This is a genomic window from Streptomyces sp. NPDC027672 (assembly GCF_055566335.1).
The window spans coordinates 223,232-241,268 of the sequence record NZ_JBVHSO010000006.1; the positions used below are offsets into that span (position 1 = coordinate 223,232).

The 18,037-nt window shown below is 75.2% G+C and carries 16 protein-coding genes and 1 pseudogene; 14 read left to right on the plus strand and 3 right to left on the minus strand.

Annotation, left to right across the window (positions count from 1 at the left end):
• Positions 1 to 15: 15 nt before the first annotated feature.
• Positions 16 to 1,968, minus strand: coding sequence for an actin cross-linking domain-containing toxin (locus tag ACZ4SV_RS16825; protein WP_468005056.1), 1,953 nt, complete (start codon positions 1,966 to 1,968; stop codon positions 16 to 18).
• A 247-nt stretch (positions 1,969 to 2,215) separates the two neighbouring features.
• On the opposite strand from ACZ4SV_RS16825, the gene ACZ4SV_RS16830 reads away from it, so the two are divergent.
• The 13 genes from ACZ4SV_RS16830 to ACZ4SV_RS16890 all read left to right on the plus strand — a co-directional run bounded on the left by ACZ4SV_RS16830 (position 2,216) and on the right by ACZ4SV_RS16890 (position 16,097).
• Entirely contained in the window at positions 2,216 to 3,775 is a 1,560-nt protein-coding gene (locus tag ACZ4SV_RS16830) for a phage tail sheath family protein (RefSeq protein ID WP_365879726.1), read from the plus strand.
• 52 nt (positions 3,776 to 3,827) lie between these two features.
• Positions 3,828 to 4,268, plus strand: a complete 441-nt coding sequence (locus ACZ4SV_RS16835; RefSeq protein ID WP_365879724.1) for a phage tail protein — start codon at positions 3,828 to 3,830, stop codon at positions 4,266 to 4,268.
• A complete protein-coding gene (locus ACZ4SV_RS16840) occupies positions 4,265 to 4,786 on the plus strand; it encodes a hypothetical protein (protein ID WP_365879722.1) in 522 nt (173 codons plus the stop codon). The genes ACZ4SV_RS16835 and ACZ4SV_RS16840 overlap by 4 nt, the downstream gene beginning before the upstream one ends.
• Positions 4,783 to 4,941 carry a DUF6760 family protein gene (locus ACZ4SV_RS16845; RefSeq protein ID WP_365879720.1) on the plus strand — a complete coding sequence of 53 codons (159 nt, stop codon included), beginning with the start codon at positions 4,783 to 4,785 and terminating at the stop codon, positions 4,939 to 4,941. The genes ACZ4SV_RS16840 and ACZ4SV_RS16845 overlap by 4 nt, the downstream gene beginning before the upstream one ends.
• Positions 4,942 to 4,945: 4 nt before the next feature.
• Entirely contained in the window at positions 4,946 to 8,188 is a 3,243-nt protein-coding gene (locus tag ACZ4SV_RS16850) for a hypothetical protein (protein WP_468005059.1), read from the plus strand.
• A gap of 57 nt (positions 8,189 to 8,245) precedes the next feature.
• A complete protein-coding gene (locus tag ACZ4SV_RS16855) occupies positions 8,246 to 8,671 on the plus strand; it encodes a phage tail protein (protein ID WP_365880517.1) in 426 nt (141 codons plus the stop codon).
• Between the two features lie 85 nt (positions 8,672 to 8,756).
• Positions 8,757 to 9,479, plus strand: a complete 723-nt coding sequence (locus ACZ4SV_RS16860) for a CIS tube protein (protein ID WP_365880519.1) — start codon at positions 8,757 to 8,759, stop codon at positions 9,477 to 9,479.
• Positions 9,476 to 11,302 carry a VgrG-related protein gene (locus ACZ4SV_RS16865; RefSeq protein WP_468005062.1) on the plus strand — a complete coding sequence of 609 codons (1,827 nt, stop codon included), beginning with the start codon at positions 9,476 to 9,478 and terminating at the stop codon, positions 11,300 to 11,302. The genes ACZ4SV_RS16860 and ACZ4SV_RS16865 overlap by 4 nt, the downstream gene beginning before the upstream one ends.
• A 45-nt stretch (positions 11,303 to 11,347) precedes the next feature.
• Positions 11,348 to 11,665, plus strand: a complete 318-nt coding sequence (locus ACZ4SV_RS16870) for a PAAR domain-containing protein (protein ID WP_365880523.1) — start codon at positions 11,348 to 11,350, stop codon at positions 11,663 to 11,665.
• Positions 11,665 to 12,087 (plus strand): GPW/gp25 family protein, encoded by a 423-nt coding sequence (locus tag ACZ4SV_RS16875; RefSeq protein ID WP_365880525.1) that lies wholly within the window; start codon positions 11,665 to 11,667, stop codon positions 12,085 to 12,087. The genes ACZ4SV_RS16870 and ACZ4SV_RS16875 overlap by 1 nt, the downstream gene beginning before the upstream one ends.
• Positions 12,087 to 14,048 (plus strand): putative baseplate assembly protein, encoded by a 1,962-nt coding sequence (locus tag ACZ4SV_RS16880; RefSeq protein WP_468005064.1) that lies wholly within the window; start codon positions 12,087 to 12,089, stop codon positions 14,046 to 14,048. Before ACZ4SV_RS16875 ends, ACZ4SV_RS16880 begins: the two co-directional genes overlap by 1 nt.
• On the plus strand, positions 14,045 to 14,608 hold the full coding sequence (locus ACZ4SV_RS16885; protein ID WP_397936351.1) for a phage tail protein: 564 nt from the start codon (positions 14,045 to 14,047) through the stop codon (positions 14,606 to 14,608). Before ACZ4SV_RS16880 ends, ACZ4SV_RS16885 begins: the two co-directional genes overlap by 4 nt.
• Positions 14,609 to 15,323: 715 nt before the next feature.
• Complete coding sequence (locus tag ACZ4SV_RS16890) at positions 15,324 to 16,097, plus strand: NADase-type glycan-binding domain-containing protein (RefSeq protein ID WP_468005066.1); 774 nt, start codon at positions 15,324 to 15,326, stop codon at positions 16,095 to 16,097.
• Between the two features lie 69 nt (positions 16,098 to 16,166).
• Here ACZ4SV_RS16890 and ACZ4SV_RS16895 read toward each other — a convergent pair whose 3' ends face one another.
• Positions 16,167 to 16,553, minus strand: coding sequence for a MerR family transcriptional regulator (locus ACZ4SV_RS16895; RefSeq protein ID WP_468005068.1), 387 nt, complete (start codon positions 16,551 to 16,553; stop codon positions 16,167 to 16,169).
• A 377-nt stretch (positions 16,554 to 16,930) separates the two neighbouring features.
• Here ACZ4SV_RS16895 and ACZ4SV_RS16900 point away from each other — a divergent pair, with 377 nt between their 5' ends.
• Positions 16,931 to 17,305, plus strand: a complete 375-nt coding sequence (locus ACZ4SV_RS16900; protein WP_365880535.1) for a hypothetical protein — start codon at positions 16,931 to 16,933, stop codon at positions 17,303 to 17,305.
• 263 nt (positions 17,306 to 17,568) lie between these two features.
• On the opposite strand, the pseudogene ACZ4SV_RS16905 reads toward ACZ4SV_RS16900, so the two are convergent.
• Positions 17,569 to 17,874, minus strand: a pseudogene (locus ACZ4SV_RS16905) (SCO5918 family protein); the annotation flags it as partial.
• Positions 17,875 to 18,037: the final 163 nt, after the last annotated feature.

Sequence of the window (18,037 nt, forward strand, 5' to 3'; positions counted from 1 at the left end):
TGCCGCCCGCCTGCCTCAGCCCGTGGCGTTCCGCTTGATCTGCTGCCACTTGTCGGGGTGCTGCACCATGATCCACATGGCTTTCTGATTCGCCGCCGCGAGGGTGACGACCCGCGCCGGCGGCTTGTCGCGGTGCTTGTCGAAGGTCTCGCCGTACCACTCCTTGAAGGCGGCCTGGTGGCCCGCGTCCTGGAGGAAGGCGTTGATCTCCCGGACGCCGGCGGCGCGGCCGGTGCCGAGTTCCGCCAGCGGGTCGCTCACCGCGACCGCGTTCTCCGGCTCCTTCGGCGCGTACTTCTTCAGCTGGTCCGGGATCTCCCGGAACTCGAAGAGGGCGGCGCTCTCCCCGCCGACGGTCGCGTCGTTGATGCCGTGCCCCGCCACCTCGTTGCCGTAGAGGATGTAGTTCCTGGCGGCGGTCCAGGCGGCCGCGTCCCCGGCGGGGGCGGTCTCGCGGAGGAGTGCCTGGGCCGCGCTCTTGTCCTGCGGCTGCAGGGTGCCGAGCATGAGGCTGGGCTTGGTCCGCGGCAGGATCTTCCACTGGTTCTTGACCTGCGGATCGGTCAGTCCCTGGGCCTGCTGCGCGCCCTCGGGCTCGTAGCCGTCCATGGGCAGGGCGAACCGGACGATCAGGTTCGCCGTGAACGCGATGACGGAGGCGAGATACGCGTACACGTTGGCCACGCTGTCGGCGTCCTGCGCGGCCGGCTTGCCGCCCTGGAGCCGCTCCAGCGCGTAGTTCCTGCGCTCGGGCTGGTACCAGGGCGCGGATTCCAGCAGCCGCACCTCGTCCGTGGCGCCGGTGCCGAAGTCCTTCGCCTTGATGCCCATGGTGGCCTGCTGCCCGCCGGCCGGCATGGAGACCGAGGGCGGTGCGTCGGCCTGGGAGCCGTTCCCGCTCGCCAGGATGTGCACCGGGCTCGTCACCTCCAGCACGAACTGGCCGTCCGGGCTGGTCACGGCCTCCAGCGGCTGGTGATTGCGGGTGGCGAGGTGGGACCTGAAGTGATCGAGGAGGAACTGCACGGCGAGGTTCCGGCCGGCGGTCTGCGCGTCGTCGCTCATGAGCGAGGGGTAGGTGACCAGCTCCACCGTGTGCACCAGCCACCTGCCCCGCGCGGCCGTCGCGCCGGGCAGCGGATTGCGGTAGGGGCCCTGGGCCATGTCCTTGGTGACCATCACCAGCGGATCGCCCGTGGCGGCCGACTTCACATAGGCGAAGGTCCGGCTCGCCGACTCCGGGAGGGCGCAGACGAAGCCGCCCAGCTCGCTCTCCACACCGATGGAGGGGCCGGCGAAACTCTTGCCGAACTCCGGTGCGCCGCCGGCCCGCTGGACCGGTCCGCCCGCCGCCGTCCGCTGTGCGGCCCGGGGAGCCGCCTCCCGCGGTCCGGCCGGTGCGCGCATCACCCGGGAGGCGTTGGCCTCCGCCTCGCGTTCGAAACGGTCGCCGGGGTCGCTGATCCGCAGTCCGTCGCCGTGGTCGGTGCCCGAGACCGGGCCCTGGCGCTGCTGGACGACATGGGTGAGTTCGTGGGCCAGGGTGTGCTTGTCGCCGCCGCCGTCGCCGATGACGACATGGCTGCCCGAGGTGTAGGCGCGCGCTCCGATGGACCGGGCCGAGCGGGCGGCGGCCGCGCCGGTGTGCAGGCGCACGTCGGAGAAGTCCGTGCCGAAGCGGGACTCCATGTCGTGGCGCACCGGTGCCGCGAGGGGTTTGCCGGCCGAGCGCAGCACGTCGTGCACGCCGGTGTCCTGTTGCTCCGGGGCGGGTGCGGAGCGCGCGCGGCGGGCGATCATGCCGGTGACCGCCGCGTTGCCCGCGCTGCTCTGGGCCGCGCGCAGGGCCTCGGCGGTGAGCGGGGGAGGTGCGGCGGCGCCGCCGGCGGACGCCTTGCGGCCGGTCGCGGCGCGGTGGGCCGACGGCTCGTCACCGGCCTGCTCGGCGCGCGGCCTGGACGTCCGCATCTGCTGCCTCCTCGTCGCGCATCCCCGCTGCGGCCCCAGTGCATCTCGGGGCCGGACGGGGCGTCCAGGTCCATACGGGCAGGGCGGGGGCAAGTCACGGTGGCAACCGGGCGGTCCGCGCGGGCAGGGAAAGGCAGCGTTCCTGCCCCCGGTCGGGGCCGCGCGTCCCTTTCCGGGCGGGCGGACCGCCGGTGAGACTCGCCCTGGACACACGTGACCCACCAGCAAGAACCCCGAAGGAGCGAGCATGCCGACGTACCTCACCCCGGGCGTGTACGTGGAGGAGGTGCAGTCCGGTGCCCGGCCCATCGAGGGGGTAGGCACCGCCGTCGCCGCGTTCGTCGGGTTCGCCGCGACCGGGCCGTTCCACACGCCGACCCTGGTCACCAGTTGGGACCAGTACACCCAGCTGTTCGGCAACTTCACCGAGGGCACCTACCTCGCCCACGCGGTCTACGGCTACTTCGCCAACGGCGGCGGCGCCGCGTACGTGGTGCGCATCGGCGGCTCCGCCGAGGACGCCTCCGCCCCGGCGGCCGGCACCGACCGGCGGCGGGAGGCCAAGACGGCGCAGCCCCTGGAGCTGGGCGGCTTCCTGGTCACGGCCCGGCCGGGCGCGTCCGGAGTGTCGGTGGAGATCGCCGACGCGGACGGCGAGAACCCGCCGGAGGACCGCTTCAAGCTGCTGGTCCGCCAGGGCGACCAGGTCGCGGAGACGTACGAGGCCTCCACCCGCAAGAACGTCAAGGGCTACCTGGTCACCCAGGTCCGTGCCTCCCGGCTGATCGAGGTCGCCGAGCAGCAGGGCGCCGCGCAGAGCAGGCCCGCCAACCAGACCGTGGCGCTGGCCGACGCGCCGGCCGTGCCCGCCGCTCCCGCGTCCGGCGAGGTGTCCCGGCTGGACCCGGCCGAGTACGTCGGCGACGCCGGCGCCCGCACCGGGTTCGGCGGCCTGGAGACCATCGACGAGATCACCATGGTCGCGGTGCCGGACCTGATGAGCGCCTACCAGCGCGGCGACATCGACGCCGAGGGCGTGCGCACCGTACAGCTCGCCGTCATCTCGCACTGCGAGCAGATGGGCGACCGGGTCGCGGTCCTGGACACCCCGCCCGGGCTCACCGCCCAGCAGGCGCGCACCTGGCGCAACGACGAGGCGGGCTACGACTCGCGCTACGCGACCCTCTACTACCCGTGGGTGCGGGTCTTCGACCCGGCCGTCGGACGCAACGTCACCGTCCCGCCGAGCGGTCACATCGCCGGCGTGTGGGCGCGCAGCGACGCCGAGCGCGGTGTGCACAAGGCGCCCGCCAACGAGGTGATCCGCGGCGCGGTCGACCTGGAGCTGCGGCTCAGCAAGGGCGAGCAGGACCTGCTCAACCCGATCGGCGTGAACTGCGTACGGGCCTTCCCCGGCCGGGGCATCCGGGTGTGGGGCGCCCGCACCCTCTCCTCCGACCCGGCCTGGCGCTACCTGAACGTGCGCCGGCTGTTCAACTACCTGGAGGAGTCGATCCTCCTGGGCACCCAGTGGGTGGTCTTCGAGCCGAACGACGACCGGCTCTGGTCGAGCATCCGGCGCAACGTCACGGCGTTCCTCACCGAGGAGTGGCGCCGGGGCGCGCTGTTCGGCCGCACCGCCGAAGAGGCGTTCTACGTCAAGTGCGACCGCGACAACAACCCGCAGGAGTCCATCGACCAGGGCCGGGTCGTCTGCGAGATCGGTGTCTCCCCGGTCAAGCCCGCGGAGTTCGTGGTGTTCCGGCTGGCCCAGTTCTCCGACAGCACCAGTCTCATCGACGAGTGAGACGAGCCAGACCAGTGACCCGCGGGTCAGCAACGGAAGGTGACAGACAGTCATGGCAACGGGCGATGCTCTTTCCACCCACGTCTTCGGCGTGCAGCTCGGTGGCTACCTGGTCGAGTCGATCCAGGAGATCAGCGGACTGACCGTCGAGGAGGACGTCGTCGAGGTCAAGCAGGTCACCGCCGAGGGCAAGCAGATCATCCGCAAGCAGCCCGGCGGCCGGCAGGCAGGCGAGATCACGATCACCCGGGGACTCGACCAGAGCAGCGAGTTCACCAAGTGGATCAAGGAGACGCTGAACAACGGCGCCGTGAACACCGCGCGCCAGAACCTCACCATCGAGATCAAGGACACCGAGGGCAACACGGTCCGCCGTATCCAGCTCATGCAGGGCTGGGCCTCCAAGTGGGAGGGCCCGTCCCTGAAGGCGGGCGAGTCGGCGGCGGCCACCGAGTCCGTCACGATCGTGTTCGAGGAGATCGTCGTCGAATGAGGCGCCGTACGGTGACGGCGGGCAACCTGGACGAGATCCTCCAGCTCACGACGCCCGCCCAGGGAACCGAGCAGCCGGCGGCACCTTCTCCTGCCGCCGCGCCTGCTCCCGCCCCCGCGCCCGTCCCGCCGCCCCGGGAGGAGGGCGGGCTGCGCACCGAGTTCGAGTTCGAGCTGCCGCGCGGCTACGTCGACGAGGCGGGCACGGTGCACCGGCACGGCACGATGCGCCTGGCGACGGCCCGGGACGAGCTGCGGCCCCAGATCGACCTGCGGGTCAAGGAGAACCCGGCGTACCTGAGCGTGGTGCTGCTGAGCCAGGTGATCACCCGGCTCGGCTCCATCACCGACGTGCACGCCGGGATCGTGGAGCGGATGTACGCCACCGACGTGGCCTTCCTCCAGGACTTCTACCGCCGCGTCAACAGCGAGGGCCACACCCGGGCCGCGGTGACCTGCCCGCACTGCGAGGGCGGCTTCGAGGTCGACCTCTCGGGTGGGCGCCTGGGGGAATCGTGACGTACGCCCTTCCCCGGCTCCGGGAGGAGATCGCGTACATCGCCTACCACTTCCACTGGGCGCGTGAGGAGATCCTCGATCTGACCCACGACGAGCGGCGGCAATGGGTGGCCGAGATCGCCCGTATCAACATCCGCGTGAACGAAGGCGGCTGAGCACATGGCATGGCGGGACAGGCTGCGCCGCCGGGCCGCCGTACCGTCCGCCGCCGACGGTACGGCCGGCACTCCCGGCGCGTCCGCGGCCGGCGGCGGGAACGGCACGGGCCCGGACCACGGCGTGTCCGGCGTCCCGGCCGCCACCGTGCCCGGCGACTGGGACGGCGGCTGGCGCCGTACGGCACCGCCGGACCTCACCGTCTCCCGCGCTCCGCTCGGAGTCAGCGACGGTCTCGCCTTCCGCGCGCGCCTCGCCTCCTGGCAGAACCCGTCGTTCGACGCCGGCCTCGGCCACGCCCTGCTGCCCACGGCCCCGCCCGGCCTGGTGCGCGGCGTCGCCCGGCCCGCCACACCGCAGGCCGCCCCGGCCGGCGGCGGCCCGCTGCTGCTGCGGGCGCTGCGGCCGGCGGGCGCCGAGGTCCCCGAGGCGGCGGACGGACCGCAGGGCGGCGCACGCTCTGCCGGGGCGGCGGGCGGCTCCGGACGGCCGTCGGGCGCCCGCGCGTCCACGTCCACGTCCTCGCGCCGGGCCGCTCCGGCAGAGCGCGCGCCGTCCGTCCAGCCATCGCCCGGTCCGGCGTCGTCCGGTCCGGCCGCTCCGGTCGTACGGCCGTCCCGTGCCGGTTCCGCCGGTGCGGACGCGGACTCCGGTGCGCGGCCCGTGGTGGCGCGTCCCGGCGGCAGCGGAGCAAAGGGCCGCCAGGGCGAGGCTCCGCCCAGCCGCGGCATCACGTCCGCGGACTCTCCCGCCGTGCTGTCCGCCTCGTCCCCCGCCGTCCAGCGGGCGGCCGAGCCGGGCACCGGCCCGGTCGTCACGCCCGCGTCCGCCGGTCCCGGCCACCGGCCGCCTGCCCCCGCGATCCCGCTGGTACGACGGGTGGCGGTGGTCCCCGGCACGGTCGCCGGCGGAGCCGTGGCCCGGCCCGCCGCCGAGCGGACCGTGGCCGGACCCGGCGCCCGGCCCCCGGCCGGCAGCGGCGGGCGGACCCCGTCCGGCCCGGCCGCCCGGCAGACCGCGACGGAAACCCCGGACGCCGGCACGTCCCGCCCGGCCGTCCGGCCCCGCCCGGCAGGGCCGTCGCTGACCGTCGCCCGGCGCCCGGCACCCGTGCGCCGCGTCACCGCCCTGCGGCCCGCCGCCCCGCCCGCACCCGCCTCCGCGCCCGCCGCCACCCCGGCTCCCGGCGCGGCCCCCGACGCACCCGGCCGCCCCGCAGCGACCGCGCCCGCCGCCCCGACCGCCCCGTCCGCGCCGGCCGGGACGAGCACGCCCCCGGCCGCCCCGGCGCAGGGCGCGCCCAGCCGTGCGCCGCTCGGTGCTCCGCTGACCGAACTGCCGCCCACGGCCGTGCCGTTGGCCCAGGACGCCCCCGTGGCGCAGCGCACTCCCGCGACCGGTGCCGCGTCCGGCCCCGCGCTCCCCGTCGTCCAGCGCCGCGCCGACGATCCGGCCGGCACCTCGGGACCGCACGGCGGCGGAACGCCGGGCCCGGCGCGCGGTGCCGCGAACGGCCCGGCCGCACCGGCCCCTGCGACTCCACCGTCCGGTACCGGCCGGCGCGCCGGGGCCCGCGCGCGCGGCGGCCTGGGCGCGCCGCTGCCCGCGCTGCCGCCGACCGCCGGCCTGCCGGATGCCGCCGCGTCCGGTCCGGGCGACCGGACCGCTCCGGTACGACGCGAGGACCGGCCCTCCGGTGCCGCTCCGGCGGCGTCGCCGGCCACGGCACCTCCCGGCCGGACACCGTCCGGGCCCGCGTCCCCCGCGACGGGCGGAAACGGGCCGGACGCCCCCTTGCTGGGGACGGCCGGGGTACAGCGCCGTCTCGCGGCCGGCACCCCCGCGCCGGCGGATCCCGTGCGGCACACGGACGGCCCCGCCACGCCGCTGGTGACACCGGCCCCGGCCACCGCGTCCCGGGCAGCCGAACCGGCGCCCGCCGTCGGCACGGCGGGCGGGGCGGGCCACGCGCGGCGGCCCGGCACGGCGTCCGGCACCGGCCCGGTGCCCGGCGGACGGCCCGAGCGGGGCACCACCGCCCCGGTCCCGGTCGTCGTCGCCCGGTCCGTGGCCGGCGGCACGCCGGGGACCACGGGAACCGGCGGAACCCCGGGTGTCCGGGCCCCGGGCGCGGCCGACGCGCCCCCGCTCACCGTGACCCGCTCCGCGGCGCGCCCCGCCGCGACGGCGTCCCGCACCCTCTCGCTGCTCGCCGCGCGCCCGCTCACCCTGAGCACCCGGCTCCCGGAAGGCGCCGCACCGGCGGCCGCCCGCCCCACCCGCCCCGTGGTGGCGGCGCGCTGGCCCGGCACACCAACCGTCGCCCGCGCCACCGGTCCGGCCCGGCCGGACCCCGTCCCCGCCCCGGGCACCCCGCAGCCGGGCCCCGGGTCCGCGCACCCGGTGCCGCGCCGGTCCACGGGCGCCCCGGTGCCGCCCCACGTCCAGCGGGCCGCGGCCGCACACCCCGCGCCGGGGAGCCCGGCCGCCCCCGGACCGGGCAGCCCGAGGTCCCACGGAGCGGACACCCGGCGAGCCCCCGGCCCGGCGGACCCGGGGCCCCACGGCCCGGCAGGCCCCGTGGCCCACGCCCATGCCCCGGCAAGCCCCGTGACATACGGTCAGGCAGGTCCCGTGGCCCACGGTCACGCGGGCCCCGTCGCCCACGGCCAGACGGCCTCCGCGGCCCACGCCCCGGCGGTCCGGGAGGCGCGGGCCGCCGTGCCCGCGTCCGCGCCCTCCGTCCAGCGGGTCCCGGTCGTCCGGCCCGCCCCGCCCCGGCCGCCGGCACCCGCGTTCGGGGCGCCCGCCCCGTCCGGTGCCGTACCGGCGCGGCCGCTGCCGGTGACCGCCCCGCAGGCCCCGCCGCTCGCCGACCGCCCGCCGGTCGTGCCGGCACCGGCACCGGCGGTGACCGTGCCCGTGGTCCGGCGCACGAGCGCCGGTCCGAACGGCCGGACGGCGCCCTCGGTGCAGCGCACCGGCGCCGGTGACGCCGTACGCCCGGACACGTCGGCCGGGACCACGCCGGGCCGCAACCGCCCCCGGTCGGCGTCCGTGTCCGGTACCGCCTCCACCACCGGCAAGACCGCGGCCCGGCACACCGAACCGGCAACCGCACCGGATCCCGGTCTCGACCTGGACGACCTGGCGCGCCGTCTGCTCGACCCGGTGGCCCGGCTGCTGCGCGCCGAACTGCGGCGCGGCCGGGAACGCACGGGGCGCCCCCACGACGGGCGCCGCTGAGGCCACGCGACGGACGGGAACAGGAACCAATGAGGTCAGGGAACGGATGACGGACGGATGACGGACAGCATCTTCGCGACGAGCGTGTTCTTCCGGCTCGCGATCGGCGGCAGCGACCTGGGTGCTTTCAACACCTGCTCGGGCATGGGCGCCGAGGTCGAGATGGAGACCTACGCCGAGGGCGGCAACAACGGTTTCACCTGGCAGCTCCCGGGGCGGGTGACCTGGTCGAACATCACGCTCACCCGGCCGGTCACCGCCGACACGGCGAAGATCGGCCGCTGGCTCGACGAGACGCTGAAGCGGGTGGAACCCAAGGACGGCGAGATCGTGGCGCTGAGGCCGGACATGACCCCGATCATCAGCTGGCAGGTGGCCGGTATCGTCCCGGTGCGCTGGCAGGGGCCGTCCTTCGACCCGAGCAGCTCCGAACCGGCCGTGGAGACCCTGGAGATCGCCCACGAGGGTCTGCGCTGGTCCTGACCCGCCGTACCCGACCGCTCCCGCCCCGCACCGCCCACGACGACCGTTCCACCCCGCACCCGCCGCACGGAAAGGAGGTTCCGGCATGGCTCCAGGCGTCCGCTCCAGCCGGGCCCGGGCCCAGCTCACCCTGAAGGAGCCCCCGACCTCCGTCGGCGCCAAGCCCGGCGGCACGATCGCCCGGCTCGACCTCCAGTTCAACCCCTCCACCCTGGAGCTGCGCAAGACCACCGAGTGGCGGCGCACCCCGTCCCGGATGGCCGGGCAGTCGGCGCTGCCCGAGTTCGTCGGCAGCGGTCCGCGCGAGCTGAGCCTGGAGGTGTTCCTGGACGCCACCGCCACCCACGACAACTCCGTGGAGCAGGCGGTGGAGAAGCTGATGAAGGCGTGCGTGCCGACCCCGGCCAGCCTGGGCCGCAAGAAGCCGGCCAGCCCGTGGGTGCGGTTCGAGTGGGGCACCGCGCGGACGACCTCGTTCGACGGCGTGCTCTCCAGCCTTTCGGTGACGTACACCCTGTTCGACGTGGACGGCAAGCCGCTGCGGGCCACCTGCGCGCTGTCCATCGAGGAGGCGAGCGTCGACCCGCCGGGCCAGAACCCGACCTCCGGCGCGCGCACCGCACGCAGCACGCACACCGTGGTGGCGGGCGACAGCCTGGCCATGCTGGCCTGGCGGGAGTACGGCGACGCGACGGCCTGGCGGGTCATCGCGGAGGCGAACGGAATCGACGACCCGATGGCGCTCGTGCCCGGCACCGAACTGGTGGTGCCGGGGCTGCGGGACGCGGGCGGTGAGGAGGAGCGGTGACCACACCCGAGGCTCGGGGCGGCCGGTCGTTCGCGGCGGACCCCGTCATCGAGACGCCCGGCGAGCTTCCACCGGTCTGGGCCGCCCAGTTGGTCAGCTGCGTGGTGGACGAGAACGTGGGGCTGCCGGACACGGCACAGCTCACCTTCCGCGACCCCGACCACGAGTTCCTGCGGGCGGTCGGCATCACCATCGGCACCCCGCTGCGGGTGTCGGTGGTGACCGTGTCCGGGCAGGCCCGCGAGCGGCTGTTCAACGGCGAGGTGACGGCCCTGGAGGTGGACCGGGACCGCACCGGCTCCTTCACGGTGGTGCGCGCCTACTCCAAGGCCCACCGCCTCCAGCGGGGCCGCAAGGTGGTGGCGTACCGGAACATGACGGCCGCGGCGATCGTCCGCAAGGTGGCCGCCGGGGCCGGGCTGGCCTGCGGGACCGTGGAGGCGGCGCCGGTCACCTACCGGCAGCTGTCGCAGGCGAACGTGTCCGACTGGGACTTCCTGCAGTACCTGGCGGCCGAGAGCGGCGCCCAGGTGCGCGTCGACGACGAGGGGCTGCTCCAGTTCACCCGGCCGCGGAAGGCGTCCGGGGCGCCGGCGCCGTCGACCCCGGCCACCCGCAACCCCATGGTGCTGGAGTACGGACGGAACCTGCTGGCGCTGCGGGCCTCGCTGTCGGCCGCGGACGGCGCGTCGCAGGTCGAGGTGCGCGGCTGGGACGTCACCACGAAGCGTCCGCTGGTGGCCCGCCAGCCGTCGGTGGACAGCGACACGGTGGTGCCTGGCCTGAGCCCGGCCTTCGCCGCCCGCTTCGGCAAGGCGGTGAAACTGACCGTCACGGACACGCCGTACCGCACGCAGGCGGAGACGACGGCGGTCGCGGACGCCGTGGCCGCCCAGGTCAGCGCGGGTTTCGGCGACCTGGAGGCGGTGGCCGAGGGCAACCCGCGGCTGCGGGCGGGCAAGCCGGTGACGCTCGGCAACGTCGGGCAGGCGTTCTCGGGCAAGTACACGGCGACGGCCGTGCAGCACGTCCTGGAGCCGCACGGCGGGTACCGGACGACGGTGTGGGTGAGCGCCAGCCCGGACCGCTCGCTGGCCGGCCTGGTCACCGGTGCCAACGCGCCGAGCCGGGGACCGCGCATGCCGGGGCTGGCGATCGGCGTGGTGACGGACGTGCGGGAGCCGGGCGGCGCCGAGAGCGGCGCGGTGAGGCTGAAGTTCCCCTGGCTGGACGACACGTACACCACCGACTGGGTGCGCTCCGTGCAGTGGGGCGGCAAGGGCGGCGGCGGCGTGGTGAGCCCCGAGGTCAACGACGAGGTCCTGGTCGGCTTCGAACAGGGGCTGCTGGACAGCCCGTACGTCATCGGCGGGCTCTACAACGGCGTGGACAAGCCGTCCCCGCACGACGTGCCGCTGGTCGACCAGACCACCGGCCGGGTCAACCGCCGTTCCTTCGTGTCCCGTTCGGGGCACCGGGTGGAACTGCTGGACGCGCGGGCGCCGGGTCCGTCCGGTCTCCGGCTCCGGACCGGTGACGAGCGCCTCGAAGTCTTCCTCGACGACCGGCGGGACCGGATCGAGCTGACCGTGTACTCCGGGAAGGGACGGCAGGCCCTCACCTCCGTCCTGCTCGACCGCGACGGCATCACCCTGGACGCGGGCCGGGGCGACGTGAGCGTGTCGGGCCGCAACGTGGACATCCAGGGCCGGGTCGGGGTGAAGGTCGGCGGCCGCTCGGTGAGCGTCACCGGCAGCTCGGACGTCACCGTCGACGGCGGCCTGCTGGGCGTCCTGAAGGCCAGGCTCATCCGGATCAACTGACCCCCGCCCCCGTCCCCCGACCCGTCCGACTCCCGAGGAGCGCCCATGCCGGCCGCAGCCCGTACCGGTGACCCCACCGACCACGGCGGGGTGATCGCCACCCCGCCGCCCGGCGCCGCCGCGTCCGTGGCCCGCGTGCTGATCGGCGGCCGGCCCGCCGCCGTCGTGGGCAGCCTGCACACCTGCCCGATGCCGCCGCACGCGGCCACCGGCCCGGCCAACGTGATCCTGCCCAACCCGGCCGCCATGGTCGCGGGCGCGGTCCTCATCGGCGGGCTGCCGGCCGCGCGGGCGCGCGACCGGACCGCGTGCGGCGCGACGGTCCTGACCGGCGCCCTGAACGTCCTGATCGGAGGTGTGTGATGAGCGAGCGGTTCATCGGCCGCGGCTGGGCCTTCCCGCTGCGGGTCGGGCCGACCGGCGGCATCGCCATGGTCGAACGGGACCGGGAGATCGAGGAGGCGATCCGCCTGGTGCTCGGCACCGCGCCCGGCGAGCGCCCCATGCGCCCCGAGTTCGGCTGCGGCATCCACGACTACGTCTTCGCGCCCGGCGACGGCGCCACCGCCGGCCGGATCGCGCAGCAGGTGCGCGAGGCCCTCGAACGCTGGGAGCCGCGCATCGCCGTGGAGGACGTGGCGGTCGCCTTCGACGCCGTCGAGGACGGCACCCTCTACATCGACGTGCACTACACGGTGCGTTCCACCAACGACCGGCGCAATCTGGTCTTTCCCTTCTACACCATCCCCTCCGAGGAGGGGGCCGAGGATGTGCTCGCGGACTGATGGCCCTGCCCTCCCCGAACCTGGACGACCGGCGGTTCCAGCAACTCGTCGACGAGGCGAAGCGGTACGTGCAGCAGCGCGCCCCGGAGTGGACCGACCACAACGTCTCCGACCCCGGCGTCACCCTGATCGAGACGTTCGCCTACCTCGTGGACCAGTTGCTGTACCGGCTGAACCGCGTCCCGGACAAGAACTACACCGCCTTCCTCGACCTGCTGGGCATCCGCCTGTTCCCGCCGGCCGCGGCCGTGGCCGAGGCGGACTTCTGGCTGTCGGCGCCGCAGCCCGACACGGTGGCGCTGCCCGCGGGCACCGAGGTGACCACCACGCCCGGTGAGACCGACGAGGCCGTGGTGTTCACGACCACCGATCACCTGAACATCGTGCCCAGCGAGCTGACCCGCCTGGTGACCGCGTACCGCAGCGGCGAGCAGACCGACCGGACCGGGACGCTCGCCGAGGGCCGCGACATCCCCTGCTTCCAGGCCGCGCCGGAACCGGGCGACGCGCTGCTGTTCGGCCTGCCGACGGCGGTGCCCGGCTGTATCGTCGCCGTCCGCCTGGACAGCCGCGTGGAGGGCGTCGGCGTGGACCCGCGCCAGCCCCCGCTGGCCTGGGAGGCGTGGGACGGCGGCGGCTGGCGGGTGTGCGAGACCGGCACGGACACCACCGGCGGCCTGAACCGGCCCGGCGAGATCATCGTGTACGTGCCGGCCGGGCACACGGCGTCGGTGATCGGCGGCACCCGGGCCGGCTGGCTGCGCTGCCGCGTCACCGCACCGGAGCCGGGCCAGCCGTTCTACTCCGAGTCCCCGACGGTCCGCGAGGCGTCGGTGTTCACCGTGGGCGGCACCATGACCGTCGAGCACGCCGAGACCGTGACCGACGTACCGCTCGGCACCTCCGAGGGAGTGCCCGGGCAGACGTTCCGGCTCGGCCGCCCGCCGGTCCTCCTGGACCGCGAGCTTCCGGTCGTGGAGGTCTCCGCGGCCGAGGGCTGGCAGCGCTGGGAGCTGGTCGAGCACTTCGGCCGCTCCGGGCCCGCCGACCGGCACGTCCGGGTCGACGCCACCACCGGCGAGTTCAGCTTCCCGCCGGCGCTGCGCGAACCGGACGGCACGCTGCGCCAGTGCGGCGCCGTGCCGCCCAAGGGCGCCCAGGTGCGGGTGGCCCGCTACCGCACCGGCGGCGGCCCGGAAGGCAACGTCGCCCGCGGCGCGATCTCCGTGCTGCGCAGCTCCGTCCCGTACGTCGCCCGGGTCACCAACCGGGAGGCGGCGCGCGGCGGGGTCGCCGGGGAGACCGTCGAGAATGCCAAGCTGCGGGCACCCGAGGCGCTGCGGATGCAGGAGCGCGCGGTGACCGCCGAGGACTACGAGATCATCAGCCGGCAGGCCGCGCCCTCGGTGCGCCGGGTGCGGTGCCTGCCCGCCGCGGACGGCGCGGGCGCGGTACGGGTCCTGGTGGTGCCGGACGCGGTGGCCGACGAGGGCGACGACCGGCTCCGCTTCGAGCAGCTGATCCCCTCCGACCAGGTGCTCCAGGCGATCACCGCGAGCCTGGACGAGCGGAGGCTGATCGGCACCCGCCTGGTGGTGGAACCGCCGGTCTACCAGGGCGTCACCGTGGTGGCCCGGCTCGTGGCGGCACCGGGCGCCACCGACCGGGTGCGCGACGCGGCGCTCGCCGCGCTGTTCCGGCACCTCAACCCGCTGCACGGCGGCCCGGACGGCACCGGGTGGCCGTTCGGCCGGCCGGTGCAGTACGGCGAGGTGTTCGGCGTGCTGCAGCGCGCGGCCCGGGACGCGCTGGTGGAGGAGATCCGGCTGTTCCCCGCCGACCCGATCACCGGCCGGCGCGGCGCGCCGACGGACCGCATCGACGTGGCCCCGGGCGCGCTGGTCTTCTCCTACCAGCACCAGGTGGTCGTCACGGCGGCCGAGCCGGGAGGACGGGCATGAGCCGCGCCGCCGTACCCGGCCTGCCGAGCCGGTACCCGATCGGTGCGCAACTGCCGGCGCTGTACGCCGACGACGACTTCGCGCAGCGGTTCACCGCCGGCCTCGACACCGTCCTCGCGCCGGTGTTCACCACGCTCGACAACCTGTCCGCCTACCTCGACCCGCGGGTGACGCCGGTCGACTTCCTGGCCTGGCTGGCGTCCTGGGTGGGCGCCGCCGACGACCCGCGGTGGCCGGCGGAGCTGCGGCGCGAGGCGGTCGTGCGCGCGATGGAGCTGCACCGGTGGCGCGGCACCGCCCGCGGCCTGGTCGAGGGCCTGCGGCTCGTGCTCGGCGTGGGCGCCGAGGTGACCGGGGACGGCGGCGCCGCCTGGTCGAGCACGCCCGGCGCCGATCTGCCGCCGGCGTCGCCCGCCGGGCCCGTGGTCCGGGTGTGGCCGGAGCGCGCGGCCGAGGTGGACCCGGACAGGGTCCACGAGATCGTCCGGGCCATGTGCCCGGCGCACACCGTCTGCCGGGTGGAGATCCTGCCCGGCCCGCCCGCCGGCGAAGGGAGGTGACGTCGTGCGCGCGTGTCCCTCGTGCGGGGCGTCCAACGGTCTGACGGACGACTTCTGCGGCAACTGCGGCGCGTATCTGGGCTGGTCGGACACCAGCCCGGCCCCGGGCGCCGACTCGCCGGCTCCGGTCGCGGATTCCCCGGGCCCGGCCGCCGAGCCTCCGCCTCCTCCTCCGACACCGGCACCGTCAACTTCGGCGTCTACGTCCGCCGAGCCTCCGGTTGTGTCGGGTCCGGCCCGGACGAACTCCCGGGAAACCTCGGATACTCAGATTGTGCCGGACACCCGGGAGGCAGGGGGCGCTCGCCCCGCGGCCGACGCGGCTCCCGCCCGGCGCCGGGAGACGACGCCCCCGGCGCCCGAGGACAAGCCCGCCGGAAGGGGAACCCGCGCACCGGGAACCCCGGCCGCGCCGAAGCGCCGTGAGTCCCCGGAGTCCCGGCAGACACCGAAGCGCCGGGAGTCTCCGGAGTCCCGGCAGACACCGAAGCGCCGGGAGTCCCCGGAGTCCCGGCAGACACCGAAGCCCGCGGAATCCTCGCCGCCCCCGCGGCCTCCGAGGGCCCCCGCTCCCAAGGAACCGGCCCAGGACCGCGCGCCCTCGGTACCGCCGGTACCCCCGGCATCTCCGGCACGTCCGGTATCGCCGGCACCTCCGGTATCCGCCGTACCTCCCGTAGCGCCGGCCCCGCCGGCCTCCGCCGTACCGCCGGTCATGCCCGTCCAGCCCGCGAAGCCGGTGGCCCAGCGTCCCGTCGTACGCCCCGTGGCGGTGCCGGACGACGAGGTGACGGGCGTGCCCTGCCCCGCCTGCGGTACGGCCAACCAGCCGGGGCGCCGGTTCTGCCGGCGCTGCGCGGCGGAGCTGACCCCCGCCGAGAAGCCCGCCCCGCTGCCGTGGTGGCGGACCGTGTGGCCGCTGCGCCGCCGGGTGCGGGCGGGTTCGGGCCGGGCGGTGCGGCTCGTGGTGATCCTGGCCGTGGTGGCGGCGCTGTGCGCGGGCGGCTTCCTGCTGCTGCCGGCCGGCCGCGCCCTGTTCGAGGACACCCGGGACAAGCTGGGCAAGCCCAGGCCCGTGACGCCCACGTCCACCAGGGCGAGCGCCGCGGTGCCGGGACACCCGGCGACCAACACCACGGACGGGCTGAGCAACCACTACTGGGGCGCTCCCGCACCGGGCGCGTCGGTGACGTACACCTTCGGCAAGCCGTTCCGGCTGGTCGACCTGATCATCGTCAACGGCGCGTCCAAGACCCCGGAGGCGTACGCCCGCGAGGCCCGCGCGCTCCGGATGGACCTGGAGGTGACGACGCGGGACGGCGAGCGGCACCACAAGGACATCACGCTCAGCGACAAGCCCGGTCCGCAGACGATCGCCACCGGGATCAGCGACGTCACGGAGGTACGGCTGGTCCTGCGCTCGGCCGTGGACCTGACCGCGGGCCGTCATCTGGCCCTGGCCGAGGTGGAGTTCTTCGAACGCAGCTGAACCGGTGCCCGCGCCCGGCCCGGGTCACCGCGACGCGGGCCGGGCCGGACGACGTCCTCTTCGGCTGCTTCAGCGGAAGTCGGAACCGGGGCCGGTACCGGGGCCACGGCCGGTACCGGGGCCCGGGCCGCCCGCCGTCTCGCCGGCGGCCCGGCGGTACTCGGCGTTGATGCGCTGGGCCTCCTCCAGTTGGTCCTCCAGGATGACGATGCGGCACGCGGCCTCGATCGGGGTCCCCTGGTCGACGAGTTCGCGGGCGCGGGCGGCGATCCGCAGCTGGTAGCGGGAGTACCGGCGGTGTCCCCCCTCCGAGCGCAGCGGTGTGATCAGCCGGGCCTCGCCGATGGCCCGGAGGAAGGCCGGGGTGGTGCCGAGCATCTCGGCCGCCCGGCCCATCGTGTACGCCGGGTAGTCGTCGTCGTCCAGACGATCATTCAGGGGGTTGTCCGATGTCATGTCACCTCGCTGTGCAACGCGTCGAGGGCCCCGGTGCCGTGTGGCACCGGGGCCCTGAGGGGAATTCAACACCATCCGCCGGTCCCACTGCTGTGCCGACCCGGCACTGCCGACGGTGACCTGCGTACTTCCTGTCCAGCCGACCGCCAGTTCCTGTCTGGCGGTCCTTCTCCGACCGTGTCTACGAGCAGAAGCATACCCACACCGAGCGGAAATTCTCCACTCGTCAGATAAGTTTTCACTCTTCCGGCGGTGGAAGAAGCCTGCGACGCTGGGGTCCCGGCACCCGGCCCGGGAGGTCTCCCGCCCCGTCCGCGGGCCGGTTTACCGCCCGGCGGGAGGTTCGGGGGCCGGAAGGGCGAATAGGCTCTGCTGTCATGTCGAACCCTGATGAGCTGCTCGTCGCCATTTCCGCCGCGGTGGAGTCCGAGCGAAGCAATCAGATGGCGCTGACCGTGGTCGTCGGCGGTGCCGTCATCACCGGCCGGCTGGCTCCGGAGGCCGTCTGGCGGGAGCGGGTGGCCGAGGTCCTGAAGGACTCGGACCGCCTCGGCCCGTTCTCCGACGTCTTCGCGCGGACACCACGGGAGCACCGGACCGGACGCGGCGAGGCGCCCACGCATCTGCACTTCCACCTCGCCCGGATCCTTCAGGGCAGCCTGGGGATCCCGGAGACGGGCGGTATGTACCGGGTCGCGATCAAGGACGTCAGCGCATGGACCGTGGGCGACGTCAGCTACTTCGACCGGTGACGGGCGGGACGCCGCCCGCACCGCGTTCCCCGGCCGACGGGCCCTGACCGGACGGTGACATGGCGACGGGGCCCTGCCGACCTGGGTCGGCAGGGCCCCGAAAGGTTTCCGCGGGCGGTTGCCCGCCGTCCTCAGACGGCCACGGAACCGGCGCCGCCGAGCAGCGCGGACGCGGCCTGGAGCCGAGTGGGTCCGCCGAGCAGCGCGGGCGCCGTCTGGAGCGACGTGGCTCCGCCGAGCAGCGCGGGCGCCGTCTGGAGCGACGTGGCTCCGCCGAGCAGCGCGGACGCCGTCTGGAGCGGGGTGGAGCCGCTCACGGGCTCGGGCTCGGGCCGCTCGTGACAGGTGAAGCCGAGGCGCTTCATGGCCCGGGTGATCTCGCCGGCGGTGAAGTCACGGCGGTCCTGCCGCGTGATGACCTCGCCCACCTGCTTGACGGGGTAGCGGCGGCGGCCGATGGTCACGGACTCGCAGCCGTCCGTGAGCAGCTCGGGTCTGATGCCCTTCATCGAGGCCACGACCTCGGTCTTGGTCAGGTCGAACGGGTACCGGGCGATGACACAGCGCATGGTGCCTCACAGGGGAGAAGTGGGGGGAGGGGCACCGGCCGCCCGGGGCGGGACGGACCGGCGCGAGACGGCGAGCCGCGTACCACAACGGCGGCGATACGCCGGTACCGAGCGGCGGCGATACGCCCGTACCACGGCGGCAGCGATAGGCCCGTACCGCCGC

Coding starts and splice junctions, on each gene's coding strand:
- ACZ4SV_RS16825 (WP_468005056.1), bottom strand. CDS start 1,968: ATGCGGACGTCCAGGCCGCGCGCCGAGCAGGCCGGTGACGAGCCGTCG.
- ACZ4SV_RS16830 (WP_365879726.1), top strand. CDS start 2,216: ATGCCGACGTACCTCACCCCGGGCGTGTACGTGGAGGAGGTGCAGTCC.
- ACZ4SV_RS16835 (WP_365879724.1), top strand. CDS start 3,828: ATGGCAACGGGCGATGCTCTTTCCACCCACGTCTTCGGCGTGCAGCTC.
- ACZ4SV_RS16840 (WP_365879722.1), top strand. CDS start 4,265: ATGAGGCGCCGTACGGTGACGGCGGGCAACCTGGACGAGATCCTCCAG.
- ACZ4SV_RS16850 (WP_468005059.1), top strand. CDS start 4,946: ATGGCATGGCGGGACAGGCTGCGCCGCCGGGCCGCCGTACCGTCCGCC.
- ACZ4SV_RS16855 (WP_365880517.1), top strand. CDS start 8,246: ATGACGGACAGCATCTTCGCGACGAGCGTGTTCTTCCGGCTCGCGATC.
- ACZ4SV_RS16860 (WP_365880519.1), top strand. CDS start 8,757: ATGGCTCCAGGCGTCCGCTCCAGCCGGGCCCGGGCCCAGCTCACCCTG.
- ACZ4SV_RS16870 (WP_365880523.1), top strand. CDS start 11,348: ATGCCGGCCGCAGCCCGTACCGGTGACCCCACCGACCACGGCGGGGTG.
- ACZ4SV_RS16875 (WP_365880525.1), top strand. CDS start 11,665: ATGAGCGAGCGGTTCATCGGCCGCGGCTGGGCCTTCCCGCTGCGGGTC.
- ACZ4SV_RS16880 (WP_468005064.1), top strand. CDS start 12,087: ATGGCCCTGCCCTCCCCGAACCTGGACGACCGGCGGTTCCAGCAACTC.
- ACZ4SV_RS16885 (WP_397936351.1), top strand. CDS start 14,045: ATGAGCCGCGCCGCCGTACCCGGCCTGCCGAGCCGGTACCCGATCGGT.
- ACZ4SV_RS16890 (WP_468005066.1), top strand. CDS start 15,324: ATGCCCGTCCAGCCCGCGAAGCCGGTGGCCCAGCGTCCCGTCGTACGC.
- ACZ4SV_RS16895 (WP_468005068.1), bottom strand. CDS start 16,553: ATGACATCGGACAACCCCCTGAATGATCGTCTGGACGACGACGACTAC.
- ACZ4SV_RS16900 (WP_365880535.1), top strand. CDS start 16,931: ATGTCGAACCCTGATGAGCTGCTCGTCGCCATTTCCGCCGCGGTGGAG.